Below are 25,249 nucleotides of genomic sequence, written 5' to 3' on the forward strand. Positions count from 1 at the left end.
GCATGCAACGACTTCGACTGGGCGCCGCGCTGCTGGCGCTGCTGACCCTGGCACAGGGCGCCCTGGCCGACCCCGCGACCCTGCGCATCGGCTACCAGAAGGGCTCCGCCAGCCTGGTGCTGGCCAAGGAACACGGCCTGCTGGAGCAGCGCTTCCCCGCCACCCGGGTGCAGTGGATCGAATTCCCCGCCGGCCCGCAGATGCTCGAGGCGCTGAACGTCGGCAGCCTGGATCTGGGCTCCACCGGCGACATCCCGCCGATCTTCGCCCAGGCCGCCGGGGCCGACCTGCTCTACGTCGGCGCCGAACCGCCCAAGCCCCAGGCCGAGGTGATTCTGGTGCCGGAGGGCAGCCCGATCCGATCGGTGGCCGAGCTCAAGGGGCGCAAGGTGGCCTTCCAGAAGGGCTCCAGCGCCCACAACCTGCTGCTGCGCGCGCTCAAGGCGGCGGGGCTGTCCATGGCCGACATCCAGCCGCTGTTCCTCACCCCGGCCGATGCCCGCGCCGCCTTCGAGCAGGGCAGCGTGGACGCCTGGGCGATCTGGGACCCCTACTACTCGGCCATGGAGCTGGAGGGCCATGCACGGCTGCTGGCCAATGGCGAGGGGCTGGGGCTGAGCGGGCCCTTCTACCTGGCCGCGCGGGGCTACGCCGAGGCCGACCCGGCGTTCGTGCAGCAGGTGCTGGGGGTGATCTCCGAGGCCGAGGCCCTGACCCGCAGCGACCGCGACGGCAGCATCGCCCTGCTGGCGAAGTTCATGGGCCTGCCCCCGGCGGTGATCGAGCGCAGCTTCCAGCACCGCCCGGCCTCGCCCATCGGCCCGGTCACCGACGACATCGCCGCCGCCCAGCAGCGCACGGCGGACCTGTTCCTGGAGAACCGGCTGCTGCCGAAGCGGGTGGATGTCGGGAGTGCGGTGTGGCGGCCGTAGAGGCCCCATGCATGGGCTTTGGTCGTGTAGGGGCGAATTCATTCGCCCAAGGACCGAGCAGCGGTCCCATGGAATCCGCAGGGCGGGCCTGCGGCCCGCTTGGCGACTGAAGTCGCCCCTACAGGGGTTCGTCGGAACGAGCGGTTTGAGGGGGCGGATGGGCTACGGCTGTGGGAGCGAATTCATTCGCGAAAGGCCCGAAGGGCCGCTTTTCCGGCAGGCACGGTGGCGGTGAAAAGGCGGGAGCGCGTTGCGCTCCATCGCGAATGAATTCGCTCCCACGGGGTTTCGTTTGGGCGGCCTACCTGTAGGGGCGAATTCATTCGCCCAAGGACCGCGCAGCGGGCCCATGGATTCCGCAGGGCGGGCCTGTGGCCCGCTTGGCGACTGAAGTCGCCCCTACAGGGGTTCGTCGGAACGCCCGGTTTGAGGGGGCGGATGGGCTACGGCTGTGGGAGCGAATTCATTCGAGAAAGGCCCGAAGGGCCGATTTTCCGGCGGGCACGGTGACGGTGAAAAGGCGGGAGCGCGTTGCGCTCCATCGCGAATGAATTCGCTCCCACGGGGTTTCGTTTGGGCGACCGCTCAACCCACCAGGAACTTGGCGAGGAATTGCCGGGTGCGTTCTTCCTTGGGGGCGCTGAACAGGGTCTTGGCGTCGCCCTGTTCGACGATCACGCCCTTGTCGATGAAGATCGCGCGGTTGGCCACATCGCGGGCGAAGCTCATCTCGTGGGTGACGATGACCATGGTGCGCTTCTCCTCGGCCAGGCCGCGGATGGTGGTCAGCACCTCGCCGACCAGTTCGGGGTCGAGGGCGGAGGTGGGCTCGTCGAAGAGGATCACGTCCGGTTCCATCGCCAGGGCGCGGGCGATGGCCACCCGCTGTTGCTGGCCGCCGGAAAGGCGCTTGGGGTAGGCGTCTTCCTTGCCCGCCAGGCCGACCTTGGCCAGCAGCTTGCGAGCACGGTCGATGGCGCGCTCGCGGGGTTCCTTCTTCACCACCACCGGGCCTTCGATGACGTTCTCCAGCGCGGTGCGGTGGGGGAAGAGGTTGAAGTTCTGGAACACGAAGCCGACGTGCTGGCGCAGCTGGCGGATCAGCCATTGCTGCTGCTTCAGGGGCTGGTTGGCGTCGATCTCGATCCGCCCCACCTGGATGGTGCCGCCGTCAGGCTCTTCCAGCAGGTTGAGGCAGCGCAGCAGGGTGGTCTTGCCCGAGCCGCTGGGGCCGATGATGGCGACCACTTCGCCCGGCTCGATGGTCAGGTCGATGCCCTTGAGCACCGCCTGGTCCTTGAAGGACTTGGTCAGGTTACGGACGGTGATCATCAGCTGTCCTGTTCATGGCGGTTGACCCGCGCTTCGAGTCGGGCCTGGAAGTGCGACAGCACGGTGGCGAGCACCCAGTAGATCAGCGCGGCGGCCAGGTACATGGTGAAGATCTCGAAGGTGCGCGCGGTGATCAGCTGTGCCTGGCGGAACAGCTCCGGCACCTGGATGGTGGCGGCCAGCGCGGTGTCCTTGACCAGCGAGATGAAGCTGTTGCCCAGCGGCGGCAGGGCGGTGCGCGCAGCCTGCGGGAGGATGGCGCGGACCAGTGCCTGGCTGCGGCTCATGCCGATGCTGGCGGCGGCTTCCCATTGCCCCTTGTCGATGGAGGCGATGGCGGCGCGGAGGATCTCCGAGGTGTAGGCGGCCATGTTCAGCGAGAAGCCGATCAGCGCCGCCAGCAGTGGGCTCAGCTCCAGGCCGAGCTGGGGCAGGCCGTAGTAGATGATGAACAGCTGCACCAGCAGCGGGGTGCCACGGAAGAACGAGACGTAGACCCGCGCCAGGCCGCGCACCGGGGCGATGGCATAGAGGCGCGCCAGGGCCAGGGCGAAGCCCAGCAGCAGTCCGAAGAACATGCCGCCGAGGCTCAGTACCACCGTGTAGAGCGCACCCTTGAGCAGGAAGGGTGCGGAGTCCAGCGCCAGTTGCAGGCTGGTTTCGATCATTGGGTCACGTCAGCCTTGAACCACTTCTCGGAGATCGCCTTGAGGGTGCCGTCGGCCTTCAGCTTGGCGATGGCCTTGTCGATGGCGGCGAGCAGTTCCGGGTCACCCTTGCGCAGGGCGATACCGGCCTCCTGGCGGGAGAAGGGCTCGCCGGCAACCGCCAGGCGGCCACCGGTCTTCTCGACCATTTCGAAGGCGGCCAGGCGGTCCACCAGGATGGCGTCGATGCGGCCGACGTTGAGGTCCTGGAACTTGGTGGGGTCATCGTCGTAGGTGCGGATATCGGCCTTCGGCGCGTTTTCCTTCAGCCACTGTTCGTAGTTGGTGCCCAGGCCCACGCCGACCTTCTTGCCGGCCAGGTCGGCGGCGCTCTTGATGCTGTCCTCGCTGCCCTTGCGCACCAGGGCCTGGATGCCGGAAACGGTGTAGGGGGTGGAGAAGTCGTACTTCTTCTTGCGCTCCTCGGAGATGGTCACCTGGTTGATCACCAGGTCCAGGCGCTTGGACTCCAGCGCGGCGAGGATGCCGTCCCACTTGCTCGGCTGGAACTCGACCTTCACGCCCAGCTCCTTGGCCAGGGCTTCGGCGAACTCGACTTCGAAGCCGGTGAGCTTGCCGTTCTCATCCTGGTAGTTGAAGGGCGGGTAGGTGCCTTCCAGGCCGACCTTGACCGAGCCCTTGTCCTTGATCTGCTGCAGCAGCTCGCCGGCCACGGCGCTGTTGCCGACGAAACTGGCGCCCAGGGCGAGGCCCAGGGTGCCGATGAGGAATTGACGACGCAGGGTTGCGAATTTCATGGGTGAGCCTCACGAGACAGGTGGCGAAAGTGTGGCAATTCTGGGGGTGTCGCTTTATTCAATAAAATAATAATAAGTTTGGATTGTCGCTATTCATGGAATAAGCAATCAAGCCTGCGCATCTCCGCCGCGGTGGTAGGCGAAGAGCGCGGGCGAGCCGCCGGTGTGCAGGAAGATCACCGGGCCGTTCCCCTCGAAGGCCCCACGTTCAAGGCCATCGAGCAGGCCGGCGAACGCCTTGCCAGTGTAGACGGGATCGAGCAGCAGCCCTTCGCTGGACGCGACCTGGCGGATGGCGCCGAGGGTACCCGCATTGGGCTCGCCGTAGCGCGGGGCGAAATACTGGTCCCACAACTCCACGCGCAGCCCCGTGGGCACCGGGACGCCCAAAAGTTCGGCGGTACGCTGCAGCAGGCCTTCCACCTTGGGGCGCTGGGTGGCGTCGGGGCGCGACACCGTGACACCCACCACGCGGATGCCGGGCAGGGCATGTTCCAGGGCCAGGGCGAGCCCGGCATGGGTGCCGGCGCTGCCGGAGGCCAGCACCACGGCGGATGGACGCACGCCGCCGGCCTTGATCTGCTCGGCCAGCTCCAGGCCGGCACGCACGTAGCCCAGGGCGCCGAGGGCGTTGGAGCCGCCGATGGGCACCACGTAGGGTTTGCGGCCGGCAGCGCGCAGGCGCTCGGCAGCCTCGGCCAGCAGCTGGTCGGCGGTGTCGAGGTTGGGCACCAACTGCACCTCGGTGCCGAACAAATCCAGCAGAAGGCGGTTGCCGTTCTCCAGGTAGTTGCGGTCGGCGGTGCCGATGGGGTTTTCCAGCAGCGCCACGCAACCCAGGCCCAGGCGCGCGGCGAGGGCGGCGGTCTGGCGCACGTGGTTGGACTGGATGGCACCGGCGGTGACCAGCACGTCCGCGCCATGGGCCAGGGCGTCCTGGGCCAGGTATTCGAGCTTGCGCACCTTGTTGCCGCCGAGGGCGAAGGGGGTGATGTCGTCGCGCTTGACCCGGATGTCACGGCCGAGCTGGCGTGAAAGGTGCGCCAGCGGCTCCAGGGGAGTCGGCGAGGTGACCAGTTCGAGGCGGGGGACGCGAGCGAGGGCGGCGGCGATCATGGCGGGGCTTCGTGTTGCAGGAGATGGGGCATCACTCTAGTGAGCGACGGCGTTGGGAGCAATTCGCAGAAGCGACATCGATGCACGCTGGAGCCACTTCCGTGCTCCGCCTGATAAAGGCATTAATGGAATATAAAAATAATAAAACGATATTTGTTGGTTATAAAAAATCGCCGTAGTGTCGCATCCAACCCGGCAACACCCAGACCGGGAACCCCGACACCCCGCTCGCGGCTGATGATCCAGCCGGAGCTTGCCGAACACCAAGGACCATCATGAAGAAGACCCTGCTCCTCACCGCCCTGGCCGCCGCCCTTTCCGCCTCCCTGGCCAGCGCCGCCGAGAAACTCACCGTCGCCGCCACCCCGGTTCCCCATGCCGAGATCCTCGAGCTGATCAAGCCGCAGCTGGCGAAGGAAGGCGTGGATCTGGAAGTGAAGGTCTTCACCGACTACGTCCAACCGAACCTGCAGGTCGACCAGAAGCACCTGGACGCCAACTACTTCCAGACCAAGCCCTACCTGGACAATTTCAACAGCGGCAAGGGCACCCACCTGGTGATCGTCAAGGGCGTGCACGTCGAGCCCTTCGGCGGCTACTCCAGCAAGTACAAATCCCTGAAGGAGCTGCCGGACGGCGCCACCATCGCCATCCCCAACGAAGGCAGCAACAGCGGTCGCGCCCTGCTCCTGCTGCAGAAATCCGGCCTGCTGAAGCTCAAGGACCCGAGCAACGCCCTGGCCACCCCGAAGGACATCGCCGAGAACCCGCACAACTTCAAGTTCAAGGAACTGGAAGCGGCCCTGCTGCCGCGCGTGCTGGACCAGGTCGACCTGGCCCTGATCAACACCAACTACGCGCTGGAAGCCAAGCTCAACCCGTCCAAGGACGCCCTGGTGCTGGAAGACCGCACCTCGCCCTACGTGAACTACCTGGTCGCCCGCCCGGACAACAAGGACAGCGACGCCATCAAGAAACTCTCCGCCGCGCTGACCAGCCCGGAAGTGAAGGCCTTCATCGAGAAGAAGTACTCCGGCGCGGTAGTCCCGGCCTTCTGATCGACCCCCGAGCCACGATGGTGTGGGCACCGCCTGTGCCCACGCCTCTCCTCACGCCGACGAGTCTCGACTATCGTCGGCGTTCTTTTTTGTGTGGGAGCGGATTCATCCGCGAATGCGTGCCGCAGGCACGCGCTGCAAGGCCTGGGACCGCTGCGCGGTCCATCGCGAATGAATTCGCTCCCACGCGCTCGCCTGCCTTTGGAGAATTCCCCATGCCCGAATCCAGACCCGGCCTTTCCACCCGCGCGGTGCACAGCGGCAACGATGTCGACCGCAAGATGGTCACCCGGCCCAAGAGCCTGCCCATCTACGAGTCCTCGGTGTTCGTCTACGACAACCTGGAGCAGGTGGATGACTTCCTCGCCGGCAACCCGGACAACTACATGTACACCCGCATCGCCAACCCCAACCAGGCGGCGCTGGAGCAGCTGGTGCGGGACCTGGAAGGCGGCGAGGCGGCGCTGTTCTCCGCCTCCGGCATGGCCTCGGTGAGCGCGGCGCTGCTGGGCCGGCTGAATGCCGGCGACCACCTGATCGCCAGTCGCGAGCTGTACGGCACCACCCAGAGCCTGATCGAGAAGGAACTGGCGCGCTTCGGCATCACCGCCACCCTGGTGGAGATCAAGGACCTGGCGGCGGTGGAAGCGGCCATCACCCCGGCCACGCGGCTGATCTACACCGAGACGGCCTCCAACCCGCTGGTGCGCATCAGCGACATCCCCGCCCTGGCGACGCTGGCCAGGGCGCGCGGGCTGAAGCTGCTGGTGGACAACACCTTCCTCTCCCCGGCGCTCTACAACCCGCTGGCGGCCGGCGCCGACCTGGTGCTGCACAGCACCACCAAGTACCTCAACGGCCACAGCGACGCCACCGGCGGCATCCTCGTCGGCGAAGCCGAATGGATCGCCCAGGCGCGGCGCTTCCAGATCAATGCCGGCGGCAGCGCCAGCCCCTTCGAAGCCTGGCTGACCTTCCGTGGCGCCAAGACCCTGGCCCTGCGCATGAAGGCCCACTCGGCCAACGCCCAGGCCCTGGCCGAAGCGCTGGAGGCCCATCCAAAGGTGGCGAAGGTGTTCTACCCGGGGCTGCCCTCGCACCCGGACTTCGCGCTGGCCCAGCGGCTGTTCCCCAAGGGCGCCTCGGGCATGCTGAGCTTCACCCTCAAGGGTGGCCTGGCGGAGGTGGACGGCCTGATCCGCGGCCTGCAGCGCACCGCGTTCGCGCCCTCGCTGGCCGGCGTGGCCAGCAGCATCACCCACCCGGGCAAGACCAGCCACCGCGCCCTTTCCAGCGAGGCCCTGGCGGAGCTCGACATCCACGACGGCACCATCCGCGTCTCGGTGGGCATCGAGGACGCCGACGACATCATCGCGGACTTCGTGCAGGCGCTGGATGGCCTCTGACGGGTAGCCCGGGCTTCGGCCCGGCAGCGCTCATGAATGCCCGTAAAGCACCGGGCTTGAGGCTTCGCATCAGGTTCACACCGCTCATGCAGACAGCGCCACTCGCCCCTGCGGGGGCCGACGTTCCGCAGAGGGGCGGCGGCGTTCCACGGGACACGAATCCATCGATCCGTGCCCCTGAGTCACGCCGGCTCAGCGCAGGACGATCAGCCGCCCCAGCACCTCGTGCTGGCGGAAGCCGACCACGGCTCGCAGGGAGTCGAGGATGGCGTGGGGGTCGTTGCTGGGGAAGCTGCCGCTGATGCGGCGCGCGGCCAGTTCGTCGTCCAGCAGGACGATACGGCCGGGGTAGTAGCGCGCGAGGTCGGCCAGCACATCGGCCAGGGGCGTCTTGTAGAAGGTCAGGCGACCTTCGCGCCAGGACAGCTGGGCCGGGGCGTCCACGGTCCAGGCCTCGGCGGCCCTGCCATCGCTGTAGGCGAGCTGCTGGTTGGCACCGAGCACGGCCTGCGGTTGCCCGGGCGCAGCGGTGACGCCCACCCTGCCCTGCTCCACCGTGACCCGCGCGCCGCCATGGCGCAGGCGCACGCCGAAGCGTGTGCCGAGCACCCGCGCCTCGCCGCCGGCGGCTTCCACCACGAAAGGCACCTCGCCGTGGCTGACCTCGAAGAAGGCCGCGCCCCGGCGCAGTTCGACATGGCGCTCGTCGGCGCCCAGGTCGACGCTCACGGCGCTGTCGGCGTCCAGGGTGATGACCGAGCCATCGGCGAGCGTCAGCGTGCGTATCTCGCCCGGCGCGGAGACATAGTCGGCGCCCAGGTCCTGCAGCCAGTCGACGGGCTTCCAGCCGCCGCCCCAGACCACCAGGGCCAGGCTCGCCGCCATCGCCAGCACGGCGCCCCAGCGCCGTCCGGCCGCCGGGCGCTCGGCCATGCGCACCAGGTACTGGCGCAGGCGTGCATCCTCCTCGACGGCCAGCGCGGAGGCCGCGGGCCAGCTGCGCTTCCACAGTTCCTGGGCCTGGGCGTAGGCCTCGATGTGGGTGACATCCGCGTAGAGCCAGCGCTCGAAGGCCTCGCGCTGGGCCGCCGAGGGCCGCCCTTGCATGCGCCCGATCCACAGCCATGCCGCCTGTTCGGCCGCCTGCTGGCTGGTGCTGGCGGCGCTGGGCCGCTGCTGATCGAGACTCATGGTTTCGCGCTCCCCGGCGAGATAACGGCCGGCCTGTCGAGCAGGCTGGCCTTGCAGGCTTCCAAGGCACGCATCATATGTTTTTCCACCGCCGACAGGGACAGCCCCATCGCGCGGGCGATATCGCCATAGGTGCTGCCGTGGATGCGGTTGAGCAGGAAGATGTGGCGCGTGCGCTCGGGCAACGAGCGCAACGCCGCGTCGACATGCCGCAGGTCGTGCCCGGCCTCCAGCGCCACCTCCGGGGGCGGCGCCTCGTCCTGCTCGAGCGCCAGGCCGGCCTCGTTACGGGTCCGCGCACCCTCGCTGCGCATATGGTCGATGGCGAGGTTGTGGGCGCTGCGCAGCAGGTAGGTGGCGAGGTCTTCCACCGGTGCCGCGGGGCGCCGCCAGAAGCGCAGGAACAGGTCCTGCACCAGGTCCGCCGCCGTGGCGCGACAGCCGACGCGCCGGCTGACCAGCGCCTCCATCCGCTCCCGCTGCGCGAGGAACACGCGCAGCAGGTCCTCGCGCGCGACCACGCCGCCCGATGCGGGCGCGGCGGGCGGGAGATCGGCCGGAGGAGAGGGATCGGACATGGAGCGGCGCGGGCTACGGACGGGGGAAGCGCGGATGATAATGCTTATCAAATGATATTGAACAGCGAGGCGACGGCCGTCATCGGTATCGCGCCTGGCAAGCGCCCGGTTCCGGCACCAGGCTGATGTCGACACGGCGGTTGGCCGCGCGCCCTGCCTCGGTGACGTTGTCCGCCACGGGCTGCCCCGAGCCCTGGCCGCGCACGGCGAAGCAGTCCTCGGCCACATCGCCCATGGCTTTCATCCAGTCCCGCACCGCTTCCGCCCTGGCCTGCGCCAGCGCCTGGTTGCGCGCCTCGTCGCCGGTGGCGTCGGAATGGCCGGTGATGACGATCAGCCAGCCGGGCTGCGCCCTGACGTTGGCCAGCGCGTTGATCAGCACCTTGGTCGAGTCCGGCTTCAGCTCAGCACTGCCGGACGCGAACAGCTGCAGGCTGTCCAGGCGAACGGGCTCGGTGGCGATGCGCGCCTGCTCCTGCACGCGCTGCCAGTACTGCCAGCCCAGCACCCCCATCGGCACCAGCGCGACCAGGCCCAGCAACAACACCAGCGCACCCCGCAGCATGCGATTGCCGGGACGACGCTCCAGGTACACGACCGGCGCGACCCCGCCATGCTCCGGCATCGAGATGAACAGCCTCATCGGCCCGTCCGGCGCTACGCTCCCGCGCTCGCGGGAAGGGCCCGGCGGCGGCGACGCATCGTCCTGCAGCCGCGCGGCCAGTGCCGATACCTGCTGGTTCAGTGCACGCAACGCCGTCATCGCGGGCATCCGCTGCCGGCCAAGCACGTCCTGAAGGCAGGCGAGGTCCGCTTCCAGGGTGCGGACCAGGGAGGCATCCCTCTTGCCGATATCGAGCCCCCGCAACAGCGGCTGCCACTGCGTGAACAACCAGGCGAGGATGTCCATGCGCTCCGTCGCATTGCAAGGCGGCGATCTGCAGGTCACTGCCATTGTCCCGGAGCAGCTCCCGGCACCACTGCTCGACCTTGCGCCAGTCGACATCCGGGCAAGCGGGATGGTGCAGCTTGGCCAGTTCCTCGTAGAGCGCCGCAAGGTCGCCGTGTCGATGCAGCTCGGTCTGCGCCCTGCCAACGAGTCCATTCATGGTGTTCTCTCCCGGATCGAATCCTGTCTACAGATAGTTCTGCTGCCGGAGGTGGCGAACCAGCACCCTGCCCTCCGGCGCCAGCGTGGTGCCGAACGTCGCCTGCTCCCCGCTCTTGAGCCGCACATCGAGGCTGTACTCCAGTTGCCCGGGCCGCGACTGGGGCAGCAGGCGGACACACAGCTCCGCCAGCCGCGGCTCGTACTCGAGCAAGGTGTGGGTCAGGGCGCCGATCAGCCCGTGTGCGGCGGCCGGCAGCCCCTGGAGTACCTGGCCCATGTCCGGCAGCCCGTAGTCCGGCAAGTGGCTCAGCGAACCGGCACGGCTGTCGAGGATGCGCTGGAGGTTGTCCAGCACCGAGAGGATGAGCCGGTCCTCCTCGCGTACCCGATGCAGCTCCAGTTCACCGGTGAAGTTCTGCAGCAGCGTTTCGTAGAGCGATTGAGTGTGCTCGGTCACGGGTCAGGCCTCGGGCAGCGGGCGCAGGGCCAGGCGGTTGTCGCCCAGCTCGATCACCCGTGGCTGGTCCGGGTCCAGGTCGTCGCGGGTGAGTTCCAGGCGCCAGGAGCCGCTGCGGGTGTCCGGCTGGCGGAACAGCGCGACCACGGCGATGACCTGGGTGGCGTCATCCAGCGGCACGCTGAGTTGCGCGCCCTCGCCGGGGTTGATCACCAGGGTGCGCTCGTCGAGCAGGTCGGCGCCAAGCCGTTCCTGGCTGTCGTCCAGCAGGTGGTCGTAGGTCGCCCGCCTGAACGCCTGGGCGTCACGCAGCGCATAGATGCGCACCAGGGTCGGCACGGACAGCCCGGACATGTCATGCGGGTCGGTGTTGATCGCGGGGCGTGCGCTGAAGTCCAGGTGCAGGGTCTTCACCTGCTTGTAGAAGATCGACCTGGCGAACTCCGCCGAACTGTCGCCGACGCTCTGGTACAGGCCACACCCGCCCAACAGCGCGGCCAGCAGGGCCGGCAGCAAGGGCCTAAAAACGGTACGCGACATGCTGTGTCTCTCTTTCCTGCGGATTGTTGCGAAGGCCCCGATAGCGCCCAAGCGGGATGGTCACGGTCTCCGGGAGAGGGGCGCCCCGGTCGTCGCCCTGCCCCAGCAGCCCGGTCATGCCGAGCAGCAGGGTCGCCTCGCCGAGCACGGGCCGGGGCAGGCAGCGCGTCGGCAGGGAGAGTTCGAGCCGTGCCGTGCAGCGCCAGCCGAGGTAGACCTGCAGCAGAACCAGCAGGTCGCTGTGCAGGTGGGCGCCCGGCAGCCAGCCCTGCACGTCCTGCGGGTCTTCGGTGAACAGCGCCAGGTGCAGCTGGCTATTGGCGTCATGGCCGACACGCCCTAGCGGGGTGCCCTGCGACAGGTCCAACGGCTCGGCCGTCGACAACCCCGCCGGCCGTGCCAGCACCACCTGTTGCGGACAGTGCGGCGTGACGCGGGCACGGGTTTCGGGGGCCAGCAGCTTCACCAGTGCCGCGATGCCTTCAGCATTGCGGGTGGGCAGGCGCATGACGCTGAGCAGCGCGAGAAAGCGCGAGATCGGCGTCGCGACATGCTCGGCGGTGCCGGGGATTCCCAGGCCGATGAGCCCCAGCAGGCACTGGGACGTCGGGTCGGCCCCACCGGGCTCGAAGGTCGCCGGGTACGAGTACTTGCGCCAGATGCGATAGAGCTGGGTGAATACCCGGTGATTGAAGATATCGAGGAAGGCTTCCAGCGCCTCGTGCCCTTCGCGGCGCTGGGCGATGTCATCCAGGTAGGCGGTCGGCAAGGGCGAGTCCACGCCATAGAGCCCCAGCAGCCGCGTGCGCACGGTAGCCGGCACCCGGTCCGGCTCGTCGGCGAACTCGATGGCCTTCAGTTCGCCTGCCGGGAAGCCCATGCCGGGGTCGGGACGAAAGCGCACCGGGTCATCCGAGGGGCGCTCGGTGCTGCCCAGGGGCGGCTGCCCCGGCAGCGCCCGCTCCAGCAGTTGGCAGAACCGGTAGAGGTTCGCTTCGGCAACCCGTCCTTCCAGGGCCTGCAAGAGGCCGCTGGCGTTCAGCCGGGCATGCGCTGGCTGTGGTTCTCGTTCCATCTCAGGCTCTTCCCGGTGGGTTGCAGGATCAGCGTCAGCTGGTTGAACAGGTGGATGTCGGCGTACAGGGCGAAGAAGCGGCTGAGCATCTCGCCGAACAGGCCGATGTCCCCTTCGCCGCAGAAGCCGTTGGCATCCAGCGTGACTTCGATATCCACGCCACGCAGCAGGAAGCCTCGCTCGAAGCGCTGGATCAGGTGGTGGCGCACGTCGACGATGGCCTCCAGGCGACGCCGGTTCAGCTCGTTGCCGGTCCAGTCGTAGAGCGCCAGGGTGCCGCGCAGCACGTCGGCGCTGCCCAGCATGGGCAGGAAGTTCGAGCCCAGGTGGCTGAGCACCCGCCAGTGGAAGCGGTCGCGGCTGGGCGGGTAGCAGGGCAGCGTCGGCGCACACAGGTTGCGCACCCGCAGGCCGGTCTGGGTGGACTGCACCAGCGTGTCGAGCAAGGTGCTCTGCAACGCCTTGCGCGGCAGCTGGCCGTTGGTGCCGGTGAGGCGCAGCGACAGGCTTTCGCCGGCCGCCAGGCGGTCGACGTCGAACCCCTCGCCGCCGAGAATCAGCCAGGTGTCGTGGAGTCCGTTCGCCGCGCGCTTGAGGTGGGTATGGAAATAGCGCTCCGGGGCGTCGTCGCGCAGCATTCCGCCCTTGTGCCGGAAGCTGGTGAACGGGACGTAGTCCTCGCGTTCGGCGTTCTTCGAGGCGGTGACCTGGTCCACCGAATAGATTTCCGTATGCCCATCCTGCAGGCGCATGGGACGCAGCAGGTAATCGCTCTGCAGCGGGTCCAGGCGCAGGGGGTCGGCCTCCAGCGTGAACAGGTTAATCACCGGTACGGCATGCAGTCGGACATGCTCGGCGCGTGGCTCGAAATCGTGGGGCCAGCCCTCGGCGAGCACCACCTCCAGTTCCAGCCAGGGCACGCCCTCGGGCAGGCTCAGCCGCTCCAGGCCATGCAGGGTGACGAACATGAACTTCTCGCGAAAGCCGAAGTACTCCAGCAGCAGCTGGTAGCCACTGAACGCGCTGTCGCCTTTGGGCCAGAGCCGATCCTCCTCGGCGAACCCCCGGGCCGCGAAATGCCCCTGCAGGGGCCTGCGCTCGGGCACCCCGGGCAGGCGCACGTAGAGCGCATGCACCTGCCGGGTCAGCGCCAGGTGCAGGGCGCTGGCCAGCGGGGCCTCGGCGTTCAGGTACAGCGGCAGAGCGCTCAGGTCCACCTGCGACCACTCGGCCAGGGGGCCGCAGGCCAGTCGCAGGCGCAACAGCGAACGGCCATCCGGCTGGTAGGCCAGCCGCAACGACTCCACCGCCAGGGGCTGCAGGGCGACATCCTGGGTGGTGGTGTAGCGGCAGCGGGTCCGCTGGGCTCCCACCGGCTGGGACAGGACCTCGAACCCCCGCTCGATGCGCTCGCTGCGCTTCATCTGCTGCAGATCGGGCGTCAGTTCGAGTATCGACAGCGAGGGAATCGTCCGCAGGTAGTGCGGCCAGAGCAGGCTGACCAGCCCTTCGGTCAGCTCCGGGAGGTCATCGTCGAGCTTCTCGCGCAGGCGCCCCATGAGGAAGGCGAAGCCCTCGAAGAGGCGTTCGACGTAGGGGTCGCGCGCGCCCGGTCGATTCAGGTTCAGGTGCGCCGCCCGGTCGGGGAAGGCTTCGGCGAACTCCTGCCCGGCTTCGCGCAGGTAACGCATTTCCGCGTCGAAATAGCGCAGCGTCCGGTTTTCCATATCCACAAGCATGCTTCCTGTCTTGATCAATGCTCAGCGACACAACACCGCGGCGCGCACCGGATCGATGCTGACCAGCTCGGCCAGCAGCGCCTCCTTGCGACGCCCGAGCGCGGGCTTGTCCACATCGGTGCGTTGGGATTTCAGGCGCAGCAGCTTGAGCAGGCGCGCCTGCACCTCGAAGCTCAGGTCGGGCTCCCATTGCTCGAGGGCCTGGCGCCTGGCCGTGACCTTCAGCTCCGCCAGCAGGTGGATGGCCAGGTCGGTCTTGCCGCACTGTTCGGCGACCCGGGCCATGAGCAGGCGCAGCAGCCAGCGCTGTCGCCCGCCCTGCGCGCCGGGTTGCGTCCCGAGCCAGGCGATGGCCGCCTCCACCCCCTCGCTGTCGGCCTGGGCCAGCGCCTTGGCTTCCAGGGCGAGGATGTCGACATCCACCGGATCGGGCGTCGCCGGCGCCGGCAGCCATTGCGGCGACTGGTTACCGCTCACGTGCTGGGCGATCCAGTTGCGCGTGACCTCGTCGGCAAACGGCGAGCCATCGTTCCAGCGCAGGGACTCCAGGCCCGGCAAGCGGTCGAGAAGCATGCCCAGGTCGCGCTTGACGATGTCGGCCCAGCCATCCTGCGGCGGCGCCTGCCGGCTCAGCGCCTGGCAGAGGTACCACTGCAGGTCGAGCCAGAAATGGTTCACGCCTTCGGCGTAGATGCGTTCGACCTGGTCGAGCAGCTCGCTCCAGCTCTGCTGCAGGTGCAGCCGCCGCAACTGGGCCCGGTAGTCGCTGCGGGGCGGCGCCAGCCGGGTCGTGCCGCTGCCCTCTGCGGGTGGCAGCTGGTGCACCGTGTCCCAGCGCAGGCTTTTCATCAGCCGGTGCGCCGCCAACCAGCCCAACGGCTGCTCGCGCAGGTAGCCGGCCAGGACGCGCCCGCCATCGAGCAGGTCGCGGCCGGAGCGGATGGGGGTGAGCGATGGCGTGGCGCCCTGCCGGCCCGCTTCGTGGGCCGCGCTGTTCTGCGGCACCAGGGCGTCCACCCCGCCGGATTGCGCCAGGCGGTTGGTCAGCGCGGTATAGAGCGCTCCCAGCGACGGCCGCTGTTCCTCCGGCCAGGTTTCCAGGGTCCGGTTCAGCCAGGCCAGCGCGGCGACCGTCCGCTCCGCCTCGATCTTCACCACTTCGGGGTAGAGCGACAGCCCATCCAGCACCTTGCCGCTGGCCAGCCACTCCAGCGCCATGCGCCGGCTGTTCGGCCGGCTCGGCAGGATGTCGTCGCCGAAGCGTTCGAGCAGCGCGGCCAGCAGGCTCAGCCCATCGGCGAGCCCCGCCTCGCCATCCATCTGCATGCGCGCCCAGAGGTAGTAGGTCGCCACCCGCAGGTCCTTGCAGCGCTGCTTGATCAGCGCTTCCGCCAACTGCGCGACCCGCTCGGTATCGGCGCCGGAGAGCTTGTTCACCTCCTCGCGCATGTGCTGGAAGTCGTCGTCGTAGCCCGGGTCATCCCCCACCACGGACGACGGGCCGACCGGCTGCAGCCAGGCTTCCCAGCCAGGGGCCTCGCGGCGGGCCATCTCCAGCGCGTCACGCGCGCCCAGGCAGCTGGCGATTAGGGCGGACAGGCTCATGGTTGCGCTCCGTAACGCGCCAGCGGACGCGAAGCGCCGCCGGGTTCGAGGAAGATCCGCGCCGGCATGCGAAAGCCGCGCAGTTGCAGCAGCGCCAGGGGTCCGGCCCCCAGATCGGTGCGCAGGTGCCAGGTCAGCCCCAGGCCATCGGGGGCGTCGAGCACCAGGCGATAGCGGGTTTCGCTGTCATCCAGCGGAGTGACCCGGGCCCGCTCCAGGAGCCGGATCAGGCCCCAGGTGCCGGGGTAGTCGCCAAGCAGCCGCTCTCCGCTCCTGGCGTGGGTCCAGCTCAGGCGCGCGCCGGGGTGATCGCTCGCGCTGGGCCAGTCGAACCGTTGCCAGCGCTCCCGCTGGTTGAAGTACGCCAGGCGGCGACCATCGAGGATCAGGGTGGTCTGCACGAGGTCGCGTACCGGCTTGGCCCGCAGTTCGAAGGCGATGCCCATGCCGCCGTCGGTGTAGAGCACGTCGGCCAGTTCGGCGAGCCGATTGACCGCCGCGAGGAACGCGGGATCGAGGCGCAGCCCCTGGCCCTGGGCGCTCTCGGGCACCCAGCGATTGCCGTCCTTGCGCAGCACGCCGCCCAGCTGGCGGGTGAGGAAGCGGTCGATGTGCCCGCTGTCGGCGCGGATCATCTGCCCGAGCATGGGTAGCGATGCGTCGCTGGCGCTCGCAGCGAAGGGGTAGCGGCCAGCGAAGGCGCTGTTCCAGGGACCGACGATGGCGCGCTGCCAGTGGTCATTGAGCCCGGCAGCGGACGGTTGCAGGATGCGCTGCCAGGCCTGGTCCAGCGGCTGGACGAACAGTGCCCGGCCAAAGCCGGCCCATTCGCTGCCGAGGCTGGCGGCGATCAGGCTGCCATAGGACTGGGTGTCGGTGAGGTCGACGCTGCGCCCCTGGAATACGGTTTGGGCCAGGGCCTGGATCATCGCCTGGGGATCCTGGGCGGCGCTCACCTGCTGCAGCGTCAGGCGCACCCGGGTCACGCGGGTGAGGAAGGCATGCAGGCTGATGCTGTCGTCACCGCCGGAGGGCTCGTCCCCTTTGCCGAGCAGCGCCAGCAGCGGGCCGAAGCTCTCCTCCAGCGGCCCCTTCGGCAGCGCCGCCAGCTGCTCGATGACCGGTGCCTTGTCCGGCCCCATGAGGTTCTGCGCGGACTGCAAAAGCGACTCGCCCAGGGCCTGGCTGCGGGTACCGGCCCGCCCCTGGTAGGACAGGGTATTGACCAGCGCGATGAACGGCGACTGGCGCACATCGGTCATCAGGGTGAGCTGGTCGACCACATCGGCGAGGCTACCGGCCTCCTGCCAGCGCAGGCTGTTGAGCATGTCCAGCCAGGCCCGGCCGTAGTCCTGGAAGTAGCGCGCGGTCAGGCTTTCGCGCAGGGCCTCGGGGGTCAGCTCGGCGTCGATCTGGCTGCGGTCATCGCTGAGTACCCAGTCGATCTCCTCGCGGCGCGCGGCGGCGATCTCGTCGATGGCCTTGCGCACTCCGCCTTCCCAGGCCTGGCGGGTGAATACACCCGGCACCTCGGCGGCGGTGGAGAACAGCGGCTGCGCGTCGGTATCGCCGACCATCTGCTGCAGCCCCATGGCCGGGTACTGGTTGGCGACGGCGTCGAGCACCTGCCGGTAGAGGGTGGCCTCGCCATTGCGCTGGCCGAGCTGGCTGATCAGCAGCTGGCGGGCCCGGGCGACCAGGGCCGGGTCGGTGGTGATGCGCCAGCCGGGGTGCGCCTCCAGCTGCGCGGCGTAGAAGCGCCAGAGGTTCGGCGCGATGCCCTGCCATGTGCCCTCGCCGATGCCCATGCGGGCAGGCTCGGCGGCCGCCAGCGCCTTGCCGAGGAATGACGCATCGACATTCTCCGGCCGGGCCATCATCAGGTAGGCCTTGAGCGGCTCGTAGGCCTCCCGGGCCCGGGCGGCGCGCTCGGCGCTGCCCGGCGCCAGGCTGAGCAGCGTGCGCAGCTGGCGCTCGAAGCCGGCCGCAGCCGGGTCGCGGACCAGCCGGTTGTTGGCCGCCTCGTAGCGGGGCCAGAGCGCGGCGAGCAGGCCGTCGTTCTGGCTCAGGCCGAAACGCTGGTACCAGGGCGCGCCGTGCTTGCTGCGTTGGTCGAGGCGGTCGAGCTCATGGACCAGCGCGTTAAGGGCAAGCAGTTGCTCGTCGCCTTCCCGGGGTTGGTCCAGGGTGGCCAGGACGGCCTGCATCTCGGCGATCTGGACGCGGTTGCCGGCGAAGGAGAGCAGCGTCCCCAGCCCCCAGAACGCCAGGAGGCCGAGCGCGACGGCGGTCGCGGTGCGCCACCAGGGCCACCCGTAGGGCCGGCCGCCATGCCGGTCCGCCAGCACGCCTCGCCAGGCCGCGGGCGGCAGCCAATGATGCGCCGCAGCGCCCCCAGCGCCCGGCATCGCGAGGCTGAACCAGAGCCCGCGCGGCACCACCCCATGGCTGCGCTGCAAGTGGTCCCAGGTCCGTCGCCAACGGGTGATGCCTTCGTCCCGCAGGCCCTGGGCGAGACGCAGGAGAAAATCATGGCGGATGTCGGCCTGCATCCGGGCGAGCCCCTGCTCACGCAGCGGCTCGAGCAACTGCCCCAGACGGCCTTCCAGCTGCGCCGGCCCGGCGCGAGGCGCCAGCGTGCAGCCCACCGCGGCCTCGGTGGCCGGTTGCTCCCACTCGCTGCGGCAGACCTCCCAGAGGTTCACCGGCGCCTGCCAGCGCAGCCGCCTGGCGATATCCCGCAACTGGTGCTGGTAGCGGTCCAGGTAGTCTGCATCGGCGCCCTGCTGCGCGCTGAGCGCCCAGACGATGCCATCCAGGGGACGCTGCGGACGAAGCCGGCGCCACTGCTCCAGCCACGTGGCAGCGGCGGCATCCTGGGCGGCACCGCCCCACAACAGCACCACGCCCTCACCTTCCAGCCACTGCTTTTCGGCCAGGCCGGGGGCGATGGCGACTACCTCATCAGGCTCGCCGATCACCAGTAGCAGGCGAGTACGGCGGCGCCAGAAGAAGCCGAGGTTGTGGCGCAGATATTGACGAGCTTCCTCCCCATTCACACCAAGAACGTCAGATTTTTGAGGCTCCGATAAGGCCTCGCCGGCATGATCCCGGCGATACAACGAATGTCCAAGATGCCAGCCTGCCACGCGATAACTTACCTCGGCGAGAAGCACCAACAAGGTGACAGCGGCTGCACTCCAAAGCCAGATGCTCTGCGCGGCACTACCAGCAATGATCCCCAGGAGGGAGGGCTTCCACCAGAGCAACAAAAGCAATCCAATGCCTGCGAACACGACAACCCAAAGCAACACTTTCATCCACAGCAATTTCATGAACATCTATCCCTGAAGATCGACAGCAATCGGTCGAATCGCCGTACACCACAGTCCTGGTGAACCTGTGCCATCCCCACAAAGGGTCAGCTGCGGACGGCCTTCCAGTTGAATCGCCTGGGCAGCTGCCGCAATCGCTAGCCAAGGTGCCGCCTTGCCACTGCGCCCAAGGATGGTGTCGAGATTGTGTTGGCCCTTTTGGGGCGTGGCTGGAACACCCAATCGCTCCAATGCCGTCCCAACATCAGCCTGGCGTTGATGATCAATACCCGACAGCCAGACTCCGTCGAGAGACCCAGGCCCAATCTGAGCCCAGTTCAGAGCCTGATGGATGGAGCTAACCAACCCATCGGTCGAGGGCTCACGCTCCTGTTCAGGACGATGCAAGTAGACATGAGGATGAGGGGAGACTCGCGATGGGCCACTACCGAACAGCATGCCCACCACTGCCTCGGTCGACTCTTCAACCACCCCGGGCGCTACTTGAAAAGCAATGATCATCAATAGCGCCTGATCGTTGGCGCGATGATCCAACCACTGATCAATCACTGCTAATCCGTTGCCCTCTGTCGCCTGCAATGCTCGCCGAATACCAGCCCCAGCCCACGCCTGCTTCCAAGCCTCCACAATTACCTTGTCCGATAGGCTGGTATTGACGTCCAGATGCAAAGCCAAGGGAAGGTCAGGCGGGAACGATGCCAAAACCTGAGACATGTCAGCGAAGACCTGCGACAAAAGCCGCTGCAGCACATCTACAGAACGCTCCATCTCACCAATCGGCAAACGGCTATGGCGCACCGCGCTCTCGCCTTGCCATGACGCTTGTGCACGTAGAGCACTGACCTTGCCTTGCAGGGCCTTCAACTGCTGCGCACGTATGTCCTCAACTTGCTCATCGCGTAGAGCAGTATGCAAGCTGACAACCAGGACCTGCTGCGAACGTCGCCCCTGATTAACCTTGCTCAATCGATCTTCCTCGCGAGCGGCATCCCATCCATCGGCAGCCCCCTTCTGCAAGGTGAACACCAGGGCCCGAAGCGCACCCAGCCCACACCAAGCCAGGAGAGGTAACCCGAGGGAGTGCCACCAAAAATATCCAGGCTCCTCTGTCATTGAGCTTTCAGCCAGCCAAAGAACCAGGCACACCCCCAGCACAACACAGATCAGCAGCAGCCCGAGCCACACCCAGAGGCGCGGTGGCGCAGGTTGCGGAGCTGGAGCGGGAATCTCATCCAGTCTGACCACCATGATCAGATAGCCTTTACATGCGGGAGAGACGACAAGAGAGAGCAACCACAAGCGCACCGGTGCCCATGGAAGGCCACCGGAAGTCCCGAATCACAGAAGTTCGGATTGCCTTCCACAATCACCGTTGGGCCATGGCCTGGAATCGGGCAGCTCACCGGATCGCCGACTCTGGCGACGCCGATACCATTGCAGATCATCTCAGCGGAGCCCGCCAGAACGGCCCCACCACCGGTGTTTTTATCGCCTAAGCGAATGACTCCACTCATTTTAAATCCTACTTAATTTAATACGCGAAAAGCGACTCACTTCATTACATAGCGTTAACAAGACAGTCTTCAGATAATGTAAGAACGACCACAAGAACTTCCACGCAATGGGGAAATACATCCACCCTAAACCACCAACGTAACTTGGGTCATAAATCGACAGCTCTTCCAAACATATGTAACTGCGACCCCACCCGAAAAGTACGCACCACCTATTTATCTAATGGAAGACACTTCACAACACTAGCGACATCTCTATACCCGCAGCCGGCTACTAGGCAAGCTCTCAAATCCACTCCATCGCGGCAACTGCTTAGCAAAGGATCAGGATGACCGCCACAAAATAACCCCAGAGCGTCCAGTGCAAATTAGACACCTCAAGGCAATCCCTTTTATGCGAAAAACTATTGGAGCAGACCTCATTTCTGAACTCACCTCACCCTCATTAAACATGTCATGACCGGACACAATACTCGCATGATCATCGAGGAATATTTACCGCCCACCGAACTTATAACTCTTGCGAAAAAATACACTTCACTACCTACAATGGATTTTTCTAGCTATGCAAGAGCTACTCAGCTGAGCTGTACAACTTATAACCGAACCACCCACTCAGTCTCGGGCCTGATATATATCTATATCCCCAGATCACCAATTACAGCTTCAGGGGAAAAATTAATTATCGGCATATTTCATTAGCGCCACTTAAAGACACCACCATAACTTAATCACCAACTCCCATACCCACAAGAAATCACAGCCAGCTCACGACCCCCTTGCCCACCACAATCCCAGTATCAGAGGTGGCATCCATCAAGCACTTACTTCGCCCCCCTCATACGCCTGATGGCTTGTATGTCCAGAACCATCACAGCCTTAATAAAAATGCGCACACAACTAATTCAAGCATTGCCCAACCCTCTAATTCTCTGCTCAAAAAATCACTCACCACCTATTCTTTAACATAGCCTTCCCATCTAACCTAACAAGGGAGCCGACTTGCTCTTCCTTAGCACCACTTAAAAGCCTCCTCGTCCCTCCAGAGCCAATTACGACTCCAATCTCATACCTACCTTCAACTAGCCTCCAGCCTTGGAAAACGGTGTAACTAACTCCACGCCGATTGAATGACAAGGAGTAGTCCCCCATTGCATCGTTTGCCACACCTCCACCCCGTGAATAACCTGAGAAAGAAAAACCTCTCCAAGACTCACTATTCAGCTGCTCTGGATACTGCTCTTCAATATCCCCAGGCACACCAAGACGATAAACCAAATATCCTTGATTACGCCCTTCGCATAGAGAGACAAATTTTTCCGCATCAGTGACTTTAAATGAAAACTGTATAACTTCATCACCCAAACACAAGGAGGATGCCTTCGCCTTATTAAAGCCCCCAAGCCCTACAAACAAAGTCAAAATAACAACCAGGCTATATGACAGCCTACTCATATAGACCCCAGCATCACTGGAAATATCAATCAGACACTTCCTTCTCCAGCCCCTCATAAGCTTGATCGCTTATATAAGCATGTCCTGGTTCATTACAGCTTTCATTAAACACCTCTTCCACCCCTTTCCTAACAACCAGTCTGTACCCCGCAATACCGCCCCCCTCAAACGAGTAAACATACTGACCAACTTTAAATTGCAACAACTCCTTCACAGTATAAGAATTGCTTCTAGCTGCATCTGTCACCGAATAAATCTTGAATATACCCCTAGGAGGAATTTTGTTTAGTGGATATGTAATCTCAACATCTCGCATAGACTTGCCGTATCTATATTGCACATATCCCGCATCTGGACCACCATTCCCTTTTGCACATATAGAGGCAACGTTACCCACAAAATCCGAATCACCTCGAGCCTTTATGGCACAACTGATATAAACCATTTCGTCATCACCACACAAAGAAAGACTTAAGTGATTTTCCGCTCCACCATACCCCGCAAAACAGCAGAGCAGCAGACAAACCACTAACTCTCTCTTAGACCTTTTCATTTCAAAACCTCTTCAACCCAGAGCTGATTGAAATTCTGTTTTCTACGCGACCTACTGTCTGTATCCCTATTGACAATATCTGTGATCAAGTCAACTACAAATGGCGCCGAGCCTTTATCTGCTCTTTCATATAACTTCTTGTCCAACCAAAAATATGCTGCTGAACGAGCAGCATATTTGGCTCTCACCAAAAAATCTGGAGACGCAATGAAATCCAGGTCGTCACTTGGCCATAGCGCACTATTTTTTTGGTGCCATTCGGTAAATTTCTGATAATTGTATCGCCCCGTTAAATGCTTTAGGCCACGTCCCCGGTATTTCCAGCCATCCCCACTTGAAACACCTGTATTACCTAGATTTTCCTGCCCCCCATAAGCACCATTCGCAATTGCTTTGAAATCCTCTATCCCCATAGCCATTCCGTCAGCTTTAATTTTCCCCTGCAAAACAACAAAACCATGCAAATTAGCTTCATCAGGATTAGACTTGAAGTAGCTAAATTTACTTATCAAAGCACTCACCCTATAACTGAGATCCTCCTCCACTCTTAAGGATAATCCCGTTTCCTGCAGAATCTGCGCAAAAAAATGAGCGCGCCTAAGGTGAGTGTCTAACTTATAAAAAACAAGGTGAGAGTTGAGCTCTTCGGCAATATCCTGCAGGTCCTTATATCGTTCCGCTCCAAGTGCCGGATAAAGTTTACGCATAACTTCCAAGGTAAATGAAAAATCGAATTCGCTGAAGCTTCCCATCATTCCTATTGGATGCAGATGCCAAACCTGCCCATCGGTCGGTAGGGCCAAATTCGGTGCGACCGCTTGCCACCAACTCAAATTCTCAATCCGCTCTTTCTCCGCCAACCAGTTGATATGTGGCGCTGAACTTCGATGGCCATAAAGATCATCCAGAACATCCCACTTACCCGGTCTCCAGTACCAGTCGCTTTCGCTATATATCGCCAGACGGGAAACGGATTGCGCTTGTGCCGGCAAGCGCAGGGCCTGCTGCAGCTGTTCGGCACTCATCACTTCACCAGGGTTAGGCCCTCGACCGATTAGATCGAACAGACGGTTTCGAATCGGGCCCCGATCTGAGAGATCGGCCAGTTGTGCGGCACGAGCACGATCTTTCTCACTGGGCAAAATGCCCTGCACTTTCAATGCGTAGGCTTGGCAGCTTTCCAGACTGTCGCCATTGAGAATTGCTGCATAGCCACTCCAATCCCAGGGGCTATGCCACTGAGCATTGTTGTCTTCGACCCGCACCCATCCCTTGAGCAGTAAGCCCTCGACGTCGTGCAGAAGGTCATCGAGACGATACCAAGTGCAACCGTCTTCACCGTTTCGCGCGGGAATGCGAAGGGTCTTCTCGGCCCCCAAACCATCGAGCTGCTGCTTCGGCAAGTGCAGTTCAGCAGCGCTGGTCGGCGTATCTACTCCAACGCTGGGGGGGCCAGCGACACTGAAGTACTCCTGATGCGGGACCACTGAGGTGCCTTGGGGTAGCGTCAGCCAAGTCCTTGAGCTGGCTGGCAGGTGTTTTGCCCAAGCACGACTAACGTCCATGAAGGCTTCTACATCTTCATGACTGAAGACCTCCAGGTGCAGCTGCTGTTGGGGTACTACATCCTCTAGATCCTGATAGTTACCAAGATGACCAATAAGCTCGCCCGCACGAATAGGAACCGGCTTATCCAGGACCAGTATCCGGTCCAGAGCATCAGGCTCACGCTCGCTCATCAGTGATGCGTAATGAAGATACTGGTTTACCCGCTCGAGCTTGCGAAACTGCCCCTCTCCACTGATGGTCACTTCGGTACCTTGCGGCAACTTGAAGAGCACTTCGGAGTTGCCGTTTGGCTCGGCACGAACGTTGAGCGTGCTGTTGTCCTGATTCAGCTGGACTCGATAGCTACCGGATGCATTCGGCCGAAGGTTGCTGAAGGCTACATAGCCACGCAGGCTCCCATCAGGATTCTGCAACGCCACAGGACCTGGGCTATCGATCCATTCGCGGAAATCCCCCTGGCCATTGATGGTCACGGCGGTCCCGTGTGGCAGCAGACCGATCACCTTGCCTCGGGTCGCTTGGTTCCTGACCCGTAGTCCTACAACACCGGGGCTACCCGCATGGGTATCGCGGACATTGGGATTAACCTGATAGCGGGCAGCCAAGGGCCAAAAGCCAGGGCGCGATAACTCCGGCGACTCGGCATACGGCTCCCAGTCCTGCAAGTGCATGTACAGGCTGAAAAATGTCAGGCTGGGCGGGGTATCGTCTACGCCGGAGATTTCCGGAGCCTGTAACCGATGCCGCACCAAGACGAAGTTTCGCGAGAAAACTCGCTCTACTGGCTCGCCATCGAGATGGTAGGTAGTGCACGGCGACTGGGTATCTATGCGATAGGCCACAACTTCGCCGTCGGCAAGGCAGCGCACATATGCCTGGTCCATCGTCCCGGCGGTACCCACATCGAAATGCACACCGAGGTGCCAGTAGCCGTTACGCCCTAATGGGTAATAGCCTCGTTCGGCCTTAGCTTGCTGTATCAGTTGCTGTAGCGCGTTCGCGCGGGAGCCAAAAGGGTGGCACCAATTCTGGACAGACGCCAGGTGAGCGCTGGAGGGGTCGGCCATCCAATGGCCGAGCAATGGCCTACATGTTGCCTGAGGCTCCGACTGGCGCCCGTCAGACCGAAGCTGCTCGTCCAACCATGTACTGGTTGTATCCATGATCTGTTGAACCAAGCTCCTGGTATCCATAGCGACTCCTTAATCAATGAGGGCG

General features: G+C 64.4%; 21 protein-coding genes. 3 read left to right on the forward strand and 18 right to left on the reverse strand.

The window, feature by feature from the left end:
- Nucleotides 1-2: 2 nt before the first annotated feature.
- A complete protein-coding gene (locus HSX14_RS29580; RefSeq protein ID WP_173176877.1) occupies nt 3-932 on the forward strand; it encodes a sulfonate ABC transporter substrate-binding protein in 930 nt (309 codons plus the stop codon).
- Between the two features lie 585 nt (nt 933-1,517).
- Here the strand turns inward: HSX14_RS29580 and tcyN are convergent.
- The 4 genes from tcyN to HSX14_RS29600 form a co-directional block, all read right to left on the reverse strand.
- Nucleotides 1,518-2,264 (reverse strand): L-cystine ABC transporter ATP-binding protein TcyN, encoded by a 747-nt coding sequence (tcyN, locus tag HSX14_RS29585; RefSeq protein WP_173176879.1) that lies wholly within the window; start codon nt 2,262-2,264, stop codon nt 1,518-1,520.
- Nucleotides 2,264-2,932 carry a cystine ABC transporter permease gene (gene tcyL, locus HSX14_RS29590; RefSeq protein WP_173176881.1) on the reverse strand — a complete coding sequence of 223 codons (669 nt, stop codon included), beginning with the start codon at nt 2,930-2,932 and terminating at the stop codon, nt 2,264-2,266. Before tcyL ends, tcyN begins: the two co-directional genes overlap by 1 nt.
- On the reverse strand, nt 2,929-3,729 hold the full coding sequence (tcyJ, locus tag HSX14_RS29595) for a cystine ABC transporter substrate-binding protein (protein WP_173176883.1): 801 nt from the start codon (nt 3,727-3,729) through the stop codon (nt 2,929-2,931). Before tcyJ ends, tcyL begins: the two co-directional genes overlap by 4 nt.
- 108 nt (nt 3,730-3,837) lie before the next feature.
- Nucleotides 3,838-4,845: a D-cysteine desulfhydrase gene (locus tag HSX14_RS29600; RefSeq protein ID WP_173176886.1), complete on the reverse strand. Its 1,008-nt coding sequence runs from the start codon at nt 4,843-4,845 to the stop codon at nt 3,838-3,840.
- A 275-nt stretch (nt 4,846-5,120) separates the two neighbouring features.
- Here HSX14_RS29600 and HSX14_RS29605 point away from each other — a divergent pair, with 275 nt between their 5' ends.
- Entirely contained in the window at nt 5,121-5,903 is a 783-nt protein-coding gene (locus HSX14_RS29605) for a MetQ/NlpA family ABC transporter substrate-binding protein (protein WP_173176888.1), read from the forward strand.
- Between the two features lie 215 nt (nt 5,904-6,118).
- Nucleotides 6,119-7,309, forward strand: a complete 1,191-nt coding sequence (locus HSX14_RS29610) for a trans-sulfuration enzyme family protein (RefSeq protein ID WP_173176890.1) — start codon at nt 6,119-6,121, stop codon at nt 7,307-7,309.
- Nucleotides 7,310-7,501: 192 nt separating this feature from the next.
- Here HSX14_RS29610 and HSX14_RS29615 read toward each other — a convergent pair whose 3' ends face one another.
- From HSX14_RS29615 to HSX14_RS31320, 14 genes are all read right to left on the reverse strand, one after another.
- Entirely contained in the window at nt 7,502-8,500 is a 999-nt protein-coding gene (locus HSX14_RS29615) for a FecR family protein (RefSeq protein ID WP_173176892.1), read from the reverse strand.
- Nucleotides 8,497-9,078: an RNA polymerase sigma factor gene (locus HSX14_RS29620; protein ID WP_173176893.1), complete on the reverse strand. Its 582-nt coding sequence runs from the start codon at nt 9,076-9,078 to the stop codon at nt 8,497-8,499. The genes HSX14_RS29615 and HSX14_RS29620 overlap by 4 nt, the downstream gene beginning before the upstream one ends.
- A 79-nt stretch (nt 9,079-9,157) precedes the next feature.
- Nucleotides 9,158-9,988, reverse strand: coding sequence for an OmpA family protein (locus HSX14_RS29625; protein ID WP_228723513.1), 831 nt, complete (start codon nt 9,986-9,988; stop codon nt 9,158-9,160).
- Between the two features lie 226 nt (nt 9,989-10,214).
- Nucleotides 10,215-10,646 carry a type VI secretion system baseplate subunit TssE gene (gene tssE / locus HSX14_RS29630; RefSeq protein WP_173176895.1) on the reverse strand — a complete coding sequence of 144 codons (432 nt, stop codon included), beginning with the start codon at nt 10,644-10,646 and terminating at the stop codon, nt 10,215-10,217.
- 3 nt (nt 10,647-10,649) lie between these two features.
- Nucleotides 10,650-11,186: a type VI secretion system lipoprotein TssJ gene (tssJ, locus tag HSX14_RS29635; RefSeq protein WP_173176897.1), complete on the reverse strand. Its 537-nt coding sequence runs from the start codon at nt 11,184-11,186 to the stop codon at nt 10,650-10,652.
- The gene (gene tssG, locus HSX14_RS29640; protein ID WP_173176899.1) at nt 11,167-12,261 is read right to left on the reverse strand and encodes a type VI secretion system baseplate subunit TssG; all 1,095 of its coding nucleotides are present in this window, start codon (nt 12,259-12,261) and stop codon (nt 11,167-11,169) included. Before tssG ends, tssJ begins: the two co-directional genes overlap by 20 nt.
- Nucleotides 12,225-13,988 carry a type VI secretion system baseplate subunit TssF gene (gene tssF, locus HSX14_RS29645; protein ID WP_373874706.1) on the reverse strand — a complete coding sequence of 588 codons (1,764 nt, stop codon included), beginning with the start codon at nt 13,986-13,988 and terminating at the stop codon, nt 12,225-12,227. The genes tssG and tssF overlap by 37 nt, the downstream gene beginning before the upstream one ends.
- Before the next feature lie 33 nt (nt 13,989-14,021).
- Entirely contained in the window at nt 14,022-15,605 is a 1,584-nt protein-coding gene (tssA, locus tag HSX14_RS29650) for a type VI secretion system protein TssA (protein ID WP_173176915.1), read from the reverse strand.
- On the reverse strand, nt 15,602-18,940 hold the full coding sequence (locus HSX14_RS29655) for an ImcF-related family protein (protein WP_173176917.1): 3,339 nt from the start codon (nt 18,938-18,940) through the stop codon (nt 15,602-15,604). The genes tssA and HSX14_RS29655 overlap by 4 nt, the downstream gene beginning before the upstream one ends.
- Nucleotides 18,941-18,946: 6 nt before the next feature.
- Nucleotides 18,947-20,233, reverse strand: a complete 1,287-nt coding sequence (locus HSX14_RS29660) for a hypothetical protein (RefSeq protein WP_173176784.1) — start codon at nt 20,231-20,233, stop codon at nt 18,947-18,949.
- A complete protein-coding gene (locus tag HSX14_RS29665; RefSeq protein WP_173176919.1) occupies nt 20,191-20,454 on the reverse strand; it encodes a PAAR domain-containing protein in 264 nt (87 codons plus the stop codon). The genes HSX14_RS29660 and HSX14_RS29665 overlap by 43 nt, the downstream gene beginning before the upstream one ends.
- A gap of 948 nt (nt 20,455-21,402) precedes the next feature.
- Nucleotides 21,403-21,966 (reverse strand): hypothetical protein, encoded by a 564-nt coding sequence (locus HSX14_RS29670; protein WP_173176921.1) that lies wholly within the window; start codon nt 21,964-21,966, stop codon nt 21,403-21,405.
- Complete coding sequence (locus HSX14_RS29675; RefSeq protein WP_173176923.1) at nt 21,935-22,462, reverse strand: hypothetical protein; 528 nt, start codon at nt 22,460-22,462, stop codon at nt 21,935-21,937. The genes HSX14_RS29670 and HSX14_RS29675 overlap by 32 nt, the downstream gene beginning before the upstream one ends.
- The gene (locus HSX14_RS31320) at nt 22,459-25,224 is read right to left on the reverse strand and encodes a hypothetical protein (RefSeq protein WP_228723514.1); all 2,766 of its coding nucleotides are present in this window, start codon (nt 25,222-25,224) and stop codon (nt 22,459-22,461) included. Before HSX14_RS31320 ends, HSX14_RS29675 begins: the two co-directional genes overlap by 4 nt.
- Between the last annotated feature and the right edge of the window lie 25 nt (nt 25,225-25,249).

Origin of the sequence: Pseudomonas tohonis, assembly GCF_012767755.2 — a bacterium.
GTDB lineage: Bacteria > Pseudomonadota > Gammaproteobacteria > Pseudomonadales > Pseudomonadaceae > Metapseudomonas > Metapseudomonas tohonis.

Excerpts from the sequence above, each read along its gene's own strand:
- HSX14_RS31320 (WP_228723514.1), bottom strand. The coding sequence starts at position 25,224 with ATGGATACCAGGAGCTTGGTTCAACAGATCATGGATACAACCAGTACA.
- HSX14_RS29610 (WP_173176890.1), top strand. The coding sequence starts at position 6,119 with ATGCCCGAATCCAGACCCGGCCTTTCCACCCGCGCGGTGCACAGCGGC.
- tssG (WP_173176899.1), bottom strand. The coding sequence starts at position 12,261 with ATGGAACGAGAACCACAGCCAGCGCATGCCCGGCTGAACGCCAGCGGC.
- HSX14_RS29580 (WP_173176877.1), top strand. The coding sequence starts at position 3 with ATGCAACGACTTCGACTGGGCGCCGCGCTGCTGGCGCTGCTGACCCTG.
- HSX14_RS29675 (WP_173176923.1), bottom strand. The coding sequence starts at position 22,462 with ATGAAAAGGTCTAAGAGAGAGTTAGTGGTTTGTCTGCTGCTCTGCTGT.
- HSX14_RS29620 (WP_173176893.1), bottom strand. The coding sequence starts at position 9,078 with ATGTCCGATCCCTCTCCTCCGGCCGATCTCCCGCCCGCCGCGCCCGCA.
- HSX14_RS29615 (WP_173176892.1), bottom strand. The coding sequence starts at position 8,500 with ATGAGTCTCGATCAGCAGCGGCCCAGCGCCGCCAGCACCAGCCAGCAG.
- HSX14_RS29670 (WP_173176921.1), bottom strand. The coding sequence starts at position 21,966 with ATGAGGGGCTGGAGAAGGAAGTGTCTGATTGATATTTCCAGTGATGCT.
- HSX14_RS29605 (WP_173176888.1), top strand. The coding sequence starts at position 5,121 with ATGAAGAAGACCCTGCTCCTCACCGCCCTGGCCGCCGCCCTTTCCGCC.
- tcyL (WP_173176881.1), bottom strand. The coding sequence starts at position 2,932 with ATGATCGAAACCAGCCTGCAACTGGCGCTGGACTCCGCACCCTTCCTG.
- tssJ (WP_173176897.1), bottom strand. The coding sequence starts at position 11,186 with ATGTCGCGTACCGTTTTTAGGCCCTTGCTGCCGGCCCTGCTGGCCGCG.
- tssF (WP_373874706.1), bottom strand. The coding sequence starts at position 13,988 with ATGGAAAACCGGACGCTGCGCTATTTCGACGCGGAAATGCGTTACCTG.
- HSX14_RS29625 (WP_228723513.1), bottom strand. The coding sequence starts at position 9,988 with ATGGACATCCTCGCCTGGTTGTTCACGCAGTGGCAGCCGCTGTTGCGG.
- tcyN (WP_173176879.1), bottom strand. The coding sequence starts at position 2,264 with ATGATCACCGTCCGTAACCTGACCAAGTCCTTCAAGGACCAGGCGGTG.
- tcyJ (WP_173176883.1), bottom strand. The coding sequence starts at position 3,729 with ATGAAATTCGCAACCCTGCGTCGTCAATTCCTCATCGGCACCCTGGGC.
- HSX14_RS29600 (WP_173176886.1), bottom strand. The coding sequence starts at position 4,845 with ATGATCGCCGCCGCCCTCGCTCGCGTCCCCCGCCTCGAACTGGTCACC.
- tssA (WP_173176915.1), bottom strand. The coding sequence starts at position 15,605 with ATGAGCCTGTCCGCCCTAATCGCCAGCTGCCTGGGCGCGCGTGACGCG.
- HSX14_RS29655 (WP_173176917.1), bottom strand. The coding sequence starts at position 18,940 with ATGAAATTGCTGTGGATGAAAGTGTTGCTTTGGGTTGTCGTGTTCGCA.
- HSX14_RS29665 (WP_173176919.1), bottom strand. The coding sequence starts at position 20,454 with ATGAGTGGAGTCATTCGCTTAGGCGATAAAAACACCGGTGGTGGGGCC.